Here is a 7,318-nt window from a genome sequence, read left to right on the forward strand (position 1 = left end):
TACCAAGACGACGGAAATTTACACCCATGTGGCGGAAACTTCTTTCAAGGACATAAAAGATCTCTTATCTTAGTTCCTCACATAAAAGATATATAGATCATATGATCTATATTCCTACGTTGTGCGTCAGCGGTGGCAAACGGAAATAACAAAATAATTGAAATATGAATTTGAGGAATATTATATTAATATCTTTTCTTACTCTAACTACTGTTTATTCCTATGGACAAATAGAAAAAGACAGTTTAGCAACAATAAAAGAAGTCGAAAAGCAGGTGAAAAAAAAACCTGAAATTAAACAGTTGGAAGTTCCCATATACAAATTATTTCCAACCGAAAACACTTGGGCGTTAATTAAATTGAACACCCGAAATGGAAAAATATGGCAAGTACATTATTCAATATCGAATGACTTCGAAGGTGAATTACCTATAAATACATATTCACTTGTACTACCTGAAGAAGAAATTAATGGTAGATTTACCCTTTATCCTACACCAAATATGTATAATTTCATATTACTTGACCAAATAGACGGCTCAACTTGGAAAGTCCAATGGAATAACGAACGAGATAAAAGATTTATGAGGCGAATTAACTAAATCTGATTTATTAAAATGAAGAAAACGCCGAACGCACAACAATGTATAACCGCAATTACGGCGGATTCGACTACGTCCGAATCCACTCGGAATTGCTAAAGTCTGTGCTAAACCGAAAATTAACGCATATTAACCCGTAACTGACGGTTATACGAAACCGTTGTGAGCAATATGAGAAAAACGCTATCTATATTAATCTTGATTCTGATTTTATCCTGTGAAAAGTCGGACTATAAAACGATTGACTACGAAGCGTTTGAAATAACAGTTCCGAAAAATTGGTCCGAATATGAAATAAACGGAATTGACAGCTATGTTAGCGGATTGATAACGGACAAAAACGACACGCTGATTTTTGATTTGGGTTGGTACTCACCTGATTTGACTAAAAACCCAGAGGTCTTGGTATTTGAGCAATCTGAATATGCAGAATTTAGCGATAAGCAAAAAAAGCAATTAAAAAATGTAAAGCATTTGGTTATTGAGGACTTTCTAACCGCTGAATATGACGCAAAAGATTATTTAAAGTACGAATTCCAAACAGACAGTATTGACTGCTTTGTAGCTAAATTTATAAAACCAAAAAACAAAGGATTTGGAGCAAGCGGAATTTATATTGACAGCTTGAAAGGTGGTGGACCGAATTCTAACAAAACCAGTTTGAGTTTTTACGGAAACAATTTGTCAGACTCAACTCAAGTGGAATTTTTTAGAGCATTGAAAACTATAAAACTGACAAAATACTGTGAATAAAATACTGCTCACAACAGCGTGTATAGCTCATTGCGGCTGAATTCCTAATCGGAATTCATTGCAATTTGCTATCTTTCGGTTACGGCGGAAAATCCTCGCGGATTTCCCGCAACGAGCCATACACAAAACCGTTGTACGCAAGCTGAGAAACGTACTCAGAAATTTAAAAATTGATGAAATAATGAATAAAAAAGAAATCGCAAGGCATTATATTACTCACCTTGAAAATGGAAATATTGAACAAGTAATCGCTTTATTCAATCAGAATGGAATGGTTGACTCACCACTATACGGAATAAAAAAAGCAGATGAATTTTATCGTGAATTGAATAACGATACTTCAAATTCTGAACTTTATTTAAAAGGAATTTTTGAAGATAATGACTCAAATGATTTAGCTCTTTATTTCACCTATAAATGGACTTTAAAGAATAATCAAAAAGTGGAATTTGATGTAGTAGACATTATTGAATTTGATAATCAAAACAAGATTAGTAAACTAAAAATTATATATGATACTGTTACTGCTAGGAAACTAGTGGAGCAATTATAAAAGAAAGCCTGCGTACAACAATGTATAAAAATAATTGCGGTTTAGTGCCTAATCAAAGGTAGTTGCGTGTTTACTACGTCTGAATTTCCTTCGGAAATTCCTCGCACGTAAACCCGCAACTATTCTTATACGAAACCGTTGTAGTGCATTTGAAAAAACCGATAAATCAAGAAAAAGCAGTTTGTGTTGAATGTGAATCTGACTATTTTAAAAATAGTTCGGAAATGGCTGAATTATGTCCGAATTGCGCTCACGAATTATATGGATATCCAAATTGCGAACATAAATTCGATAATGGGAATTGCATAAAATGCGGTTGGAATGGAAAAACATCTGAATATCTAAAAAACCAAACCGAAAAAATAACTCTCGAAACGGAATCATATTTAATTGAGGGAAAAGAAAACGAACGCTTCTTTCCATTTTTGGAATTGGAATTTAACGAAGACGTGGTTTATGAAAATGACATTCCCAAATATTATTTAAGTTTTTCAGAAGACCTTAAATCAGCTTACGGCATTGGAAAATGGATAATGACAGAATTGGAAAAAAATAATCACGACTTGCGAAAAACAATTACTTTAATCGGACAGAGTCTGAATTTGAATTGGGACATTTTCTCAACCAACGTCGGAAAACAAATTGATGAAAGTTGGAAGTCGGAAAAAATTGAATTGACTATATTGACTGACAACGTAATTGAAAAAATAAAAACGCACTACAACAATGTATAACCGCAATTACGGCGGATTCGACTACGTCCGAATCCACTCGGAATTGCTAAGGCTAGTGCTAAACCGAAAATTAACGCATATAAACCCGTAACTGACGGTTATACGAGACCGTTGTAAAACATTTTAAACTAACCATTTTACCAATGAAAAGAATAGCAATCTTAGTGATTATTTTAGTGTTTCAATCTTGCAGTAAAAACAATGATGAAACAGAACCTAACGCTGAAAATCCTACAGCACAACTTGAAGGCACTTGGGAATTCTACAGAGGTGTTGTATTTCCTTGCGAATCGCTGGATGAAATTGATGATTACCCTATTGATGCGTTTAATAGGAACATCTGGAAATCTGACGGTAGCTTTTATCGAGAATATAACGATGATGGGACTTTATCATCATATTCTGGAAAATGGACTTTACTGGAAAAAATTGACAGTGCATATAAATATAAAACGGAAATAGACGGAATAAGTGGCAGCGACACAACTTATGTCCGAATCAACGACAATAAGATTTTAGTTTATGACATGGATTGTTTTAATGATTCTAATTACGAACCAAGTTTTATAAGAGAGGCTAGCGAGGCAAGGAAAGTCAATTAATAGGTTTGACATTACGGAAATGGAATGGACAATTTTACGCATATGTACTTTAACAGAACGGGAAAAAACGTTTTACAACAAAGCCTAAACGTAATGCGGACTTCGGGGCTGAATCGAAAGGTCTGTGTATATTTACTAAGTCGCTAAATCTTATGGATTTAGCTTTGGACAGGAAAAATAAAAACTAAACCAAAAGCTTTAGCTTCGTGCTCAGTCGGAAACAAAAAGTTTCCTTACTACCGCACTACGCTTAGCCGAACCGTTGGGTGCAATTACCACTATTGCTAAAAAGGCAAAAAATAGGTTGATTTTCATAACGATAAAAAACGTTATGAAAAATTTGAGCTAAATCATTACCTTTAAAAAAAAATTAATGAAGGAAGCTATTTACATAGAAAATTTTGGAGGATTAAAAAAAATGTCCTTTGAATTGAAAAACATTAATATCTTAATTGGTCCTCAGGCATCAGGAAAAAGTATATCTGCAAAACTTTTATATTACTTCAAAAACTTTACATCCGAAATAATAAAATCTGTCGAGAATGGAGAATCTAAAAGAGAATTAGATTCAAAGCAGAAAGAGAAATTTAATACTTATTTCCCAAAAGAATCTTGGCCAAAAAATAGTTTTAAGATAGAGTATAAAATAAATAACAGTTTTATAATCATAGAAAGAAAAGCTTCTAAAACTTTGAATTTTTCTTATTCAGAAGACTATAAAAAATTACTAAATAAAGGAAGGAAGTTTTATAAAGAAGAACAAAAAAAATTAGAGCAAGAGCTAAGAGCGCCTAGTTATAAAATAAACAGAAATACTCGAAACAGATTTTATGAATGTCTTAAAAATGAGATTTCTGAAATATCTAGTTATAATCAGTTTTTTATACCTGCGGGAAGAAGTTTTTTTGCTAATATTCAATCAAGTATATTCTCGTTTTTAAGTAACAATAAATCATTAGACCCTTTTTTAATCGAATTTGGTTCATTCTACGACAACTTTAAAAGATGGGCACACGACGACGATTTTGGAAGAAACAAAAAACTTGACAAAGGTTTTGACAAGCTACTCAACGAAATAATGAATGGTAACTTTCTTCGTGAAAAAGACAAAGATTATATTATTCACAATGATAGTCGTAAAGTTAATTTATCAAATGCTTCATCAGGTCAACAAGAAACTTTACCATTGGTGCTTGTTTTAAAAGCATTAACCAAATTAAATTTTTCTAATGGTGGTGCAACCTTGTATATTGAAGAACCAGAAGCACATTTATTTCCGACAGCACAGAAAAAAATAATCCAACTACTAGCAAGAACTTTTAACAATAGTCGAAATAATTTTCAAATAATTGTTACTACTCATAGTCCTTACATTTTATCTTCTTTTAATAATCTGATAGAAGCTGGTAAAATTAATCAAGAGCAACCTAATAAAATTGATGCTGTACATAAAGTAATACCTAAAGAAGAAATTTTAAATCCAAATGAAATAATTGCTTATTCTGTATTTGGTGGTCAAAAGAAAATACTTATTGACGAGGAAACTCAACTTATTTCACAAAACATATTAGATTCCGTATCAGACGAAATTGCTATTGATTTTGGTAAACTTTTAGATATTGAATATTAATTGATGAAAAATAATTGTATCCAAAAGACTAATAACAAGATTATTGTATTCCAAGAAAATAGAAGCAAACTAATTATCTTAAATAAAAACCAAATTAACACAACTAAAGTAACTGTTGACGGTTGTGAAATTACTAGTGGTTTGAGATGTGACTTTATGCTTTTAGCGCAAGAATTGGAATATTTTATAGAATTAAAAGGGCAAGATATTGAACACTCTATTAAACAATTAATAGCTACAATTAATAAATTGAGTTCGAACCCAAAAAATATGGAAAAATCATCATTTATTATTTGTACAAGAAGTCCTCTAAGTTCGGCATCAATTCAGAATTTGCAAGTGAAATTCAAAAAGAACTTTAATTCTAAATTAATAATAAAAAGTTCACCTTTTAGTCAAGAAATATAAAACTGCACCCAACACCGTATAAAATTAATTGCTAGTGCAAGCCTACTTATGAAAGTCCTCGCGGACTTTCTATCTGTAGTTTATTTGCTAACTTTAGTGCTTAAACCACGCAACTAATCTTATACAACAACGTTGCAACCAATTTAAACTATATGAAATTAATGAAAAGACTAATTGGAATTATAATTGTATTAACTTTTCTGGGCTGTTCATCTGACGATAATTTAGAAAATACTAATAAAAAACTAGTCCAAATGACGAAAACGGATCCGGGCGGTTATGTATATTTAGACCATAATTATGTATATGACAACAATGAAAGAATAATTGAAATTAATGATGAAAACGGATTAACTTTATACTCATATACCTACGACAGTTCTAATTTACCTATTCAAAATATAGATTACCATTACAATTATAATGACACAATTAGATGGTTGTTTTTAAAAGTCGAAAAAAATATAACTTACAACAGTGATTTTAAAATATCTAAAATGGAAATTTCAACTACCCAATATAATATTGATGGTAATTTAGATTCTCAAGATAGCTATACTAAAAATGTTACATATGGTCCTAATTCTATGACAAGTATTCATTACTCTGAATACGGAATTTATAAAGTTGAATATGAGCTTACTAATAATTTAATTACTGGAATAAAAAAAACCAATGTTAATACTGTCGAAGCCGATATGGTTTTTGCATATGACACTGAAGGTAATTGTATTTCTGGCAACGGACCTTTTTTAGCAGAATATCTTAGCCCAAATGATATTGATTTAACCGTAACCTATGGTACTGAAGAAAAACATCCAATATTCAATGCCTTCTTTGATATTAATATTCTACACATATATTCGTTTCGTTCTATACGAGAAACGCTCATTCATGAGCAAGGAACTAAATTTCCAGAAAGAGTACAATGGTATAATATTCCAGGAGACTCTAATAAAAATGCTTTTGAATACACTTTTGACCAAGATGGCTACCTGATTAAAAAAGTGCAAAATATGCATAGCCCATATAGCCATAGAATACTAACTTACAAATGGGAATAATAACTGGTTGCAACACGGTATATAATTCATGCTTACTATAGAACTCAATTTAAAAACTAGTATATTTAGTATCTGATTTGACTAGCTGAAAATCCTCCCACGCAGAGCGTGGCAGGTCGGATTTTAAGCCGCACAAATCATATACACAAACGTTGGCAACAATTTAAACTTACAATGCTAATGAACAAATTACTTTTGATTTTTATTATCACATTAACTGTGAGTTTACAATCTTGCGCACAATCGACTTATGAAAATATCACTTATTCATATCAAGCAAAAATACCATCTGATTGGAATTTAGCTGGAGAAATTAAAAATGATACCATTCAGAACTTTTCTATTGTGGAATGGACTCTTCCTAAAGTTATTTCTGAATCAAAAGAAAATGAGATTCAGAATTCTATCGAAATTTACGCTTGGCGAAACAGTGAAATTAAAAACATAAATGAACTAATAAATCACGAAAAACAAAAATGGCAACCCTTTCTATTAAAAACGGATATTTTACAAGAGGACTCTGAATTTTCAAGAGAAGTTATTACTACCTCAAAAATTCCAAGTTTTGACCATAAATCAAAAAAGTATTTTATTTACAAAAATGGAATCTGTTATAGAATACAATTAGTTTGTACACAGGATACTTTTGATAAAAATCTTTCTGATTTTGAAAATTTCTATATGGAATTTAAGATTGTTGAAAACAAAAAAGAATAAAAAAACAGTTGCCAACAATGTATAACCGCAATTACGGCGGATTCGACTACGTCCGAATCCACTCGGAATTGCTAAAGTCAGTGTCAAACCGAAAATTAACGCATATAAACCCGTAACTGACGGTTATACGAGACCGTTAGCGAGCATAGTTTAAAAAAGATGTACTTATTCAATAAAAAATTAAACTCAAGACTTCATAAATTTCTCTCTGGACTTCTCTATGGCAGACATATTAACTTTTGCCCACTTTTCTAA

9 protein-coding genes are annotated in these 7,318 nt (G+C 31.4%); all 9 read left to right on the plus strand.

Annotated elements, in window-relative coordinates:
• The first annotated feature begins 164 nt into the window (after positions 1 to 164).
• Positions 165 to 602, plus strand: coding sequence for a hypothetical protein (locus HPE63_RS18325; protein ID WP_188315761.1), 438 nt, complete (start codon positions 165 to 167; stop codon positions 600 to 602).
• Positions 603 to 773: 171 nt separating this feature from the next.
• Positions 774 to 1,355, plus strand: a complete 582-nt coding sequence (locus HPE63_RS18330) for a hypothetical protein (RefSeq protein ID WP_188315762.1) — start codon at positions 774 to 776, stop codon at positions 1,353 to 1,355.
• Between the two features lie 181 nt (positions 1,356 to 1,536).
• A complete protein-coding gene (locus HPE63_RS18335; protein WP_188315763.1) occupies positions 1,537 to 1,908 on the plus strand; it encodes a nuclear transport factor 2 family protein in 372 nt (123 codons plus the stop codon).
• Between the two features lie 149 nt (positions 1,909 to 2,057).
• Positions 2,058 to 2,642, plus strand: a complete 585-nt coding sequence (locus HPE63_RS18340; protein WP_188315764.1) for a hypothetical protein — start codon at positions 2,058 to 2,060, stop codon at positions 2,640 to 2,642.
• Positions 2,643 to 2,785: 143 nt separating this feature from the next.
• A complete protein-coding gene (locus tag HPE63_RS18345) occupies positions 2,786 to 3,244 on the plus strand; it encodes a hypothetical protein (protein WP_188315765.1) in 459 nt (152 codons plus the stop codon).
• A 373-nt stretch (positions 3,245 to 3,617) separates the two neighbouring features.
• Entirely contained in the window at positions 3,618 to 4,874 is a 1,257-nt protein-coding gene (locus tag HPE63_RS18350; RefSeq protein ID WP_188315766.1) for an AAA family ATPase, read from the plus strand.
• 3 nt (positions 4,875 to 4,877) lie between these two features.
• Positions 4,878 to 5,282, plus strand: coding sequence for a hypothetical protein (locus tag HPE63_RS18355; RefSeq protein WP_188315767.1), 405 nt, complete (start codon positions 4,878 to 4,880; stop codon positions 5,280 to 5,282).
• 161 nt (positions 5,283 to 5,443) lie between these two features.
• A complete protein-coding gene (locus HPE63_RS18360) occupies positions 5,444 to 6,346 on the plus strand; it encodes a hypothetical protein (RefSeq protein WP_188315768.1) in 903 nt (300 codons plus the stop codon).
• Positions 6,347 to 6,526: 180 nt separating this feature from the next.
• Entirely contained in the window at positions 6,527 to 7,063 is a 537-nt protein-coding gene (locus HPE63_RS18365) for a hypothetical protein (RefSeq protein ID WP_188315769.1), read from the plus strand.
• Positions 7,064 to 7,318 lie beyond the last annotated feature (255 nt).

The sequence above is a fragment of the Maribacter arenosus genome (assembly GCF_014610845.1).
Classification (GTDB): Bacteria; Bacteroidota; Bacteroidia; order Flavobacteriales; family Flavobacteriaceae; genus Maribacter_A; species Maribacter_A arenosus.

Bases quoted from the DNA above. Each gene is read 5' to 3' on its own strand.
- HPE63_RS18325 (WP_188315761.1), top strand. From the start codon at position 165: ATGAATTTGAGGAATATTATATTAATATCTTTTCTTACTCTAACTACT.
- HPE63_RS18330 (WP_188315762.1), top strand. From the start codon at position 774: ATGAGAAAAACGCTATCTATATTAATCTTGATTCTGATTTTATCCTGT.
- HPE63_RS18335 (WP_188315763.1), top strand. From the start codon at position 1,537: ATGAATAAAAAAGAAATCGCAAGGCATTATATTACTCACCTTGAAAAT.
- HPE63_RS18345 (WP_188315765.1), top strand. From the start codon at position 2,786: ATGAAAAGAATAGCAATCTTAGTGATTATTTTAGTGTTTCAATCTTGC.
- HPE63_RS18350 (WP_188315766.1), top strand. From the start codon at position 3,618: ATGAAGGAAGCTATTTACATAGAAAATTTTGGAGGATTAAAAAAAATG.
- HPE63_RS18355 (WP_188315767.1), top strand. From the start codon at position 4,878: ATGAAAAATAATTGTATCCAAAAGACTAATAACAAGATTATTGTATTC.
- HPE63_RS18360 (WP_188315768.1), top strand. From the start codon at position 5,444: ATGAAAAGACTAATTGGAATTATAATTGTATTAACTTTTCTGGGCTGT.
- HPE63_RS18365 (WP_188315769.1), top strand. From the start codon at position 6,527: ATGAACAAATTACTTTTGATTTTTATTATCACATTAACTGTGAGTTTA.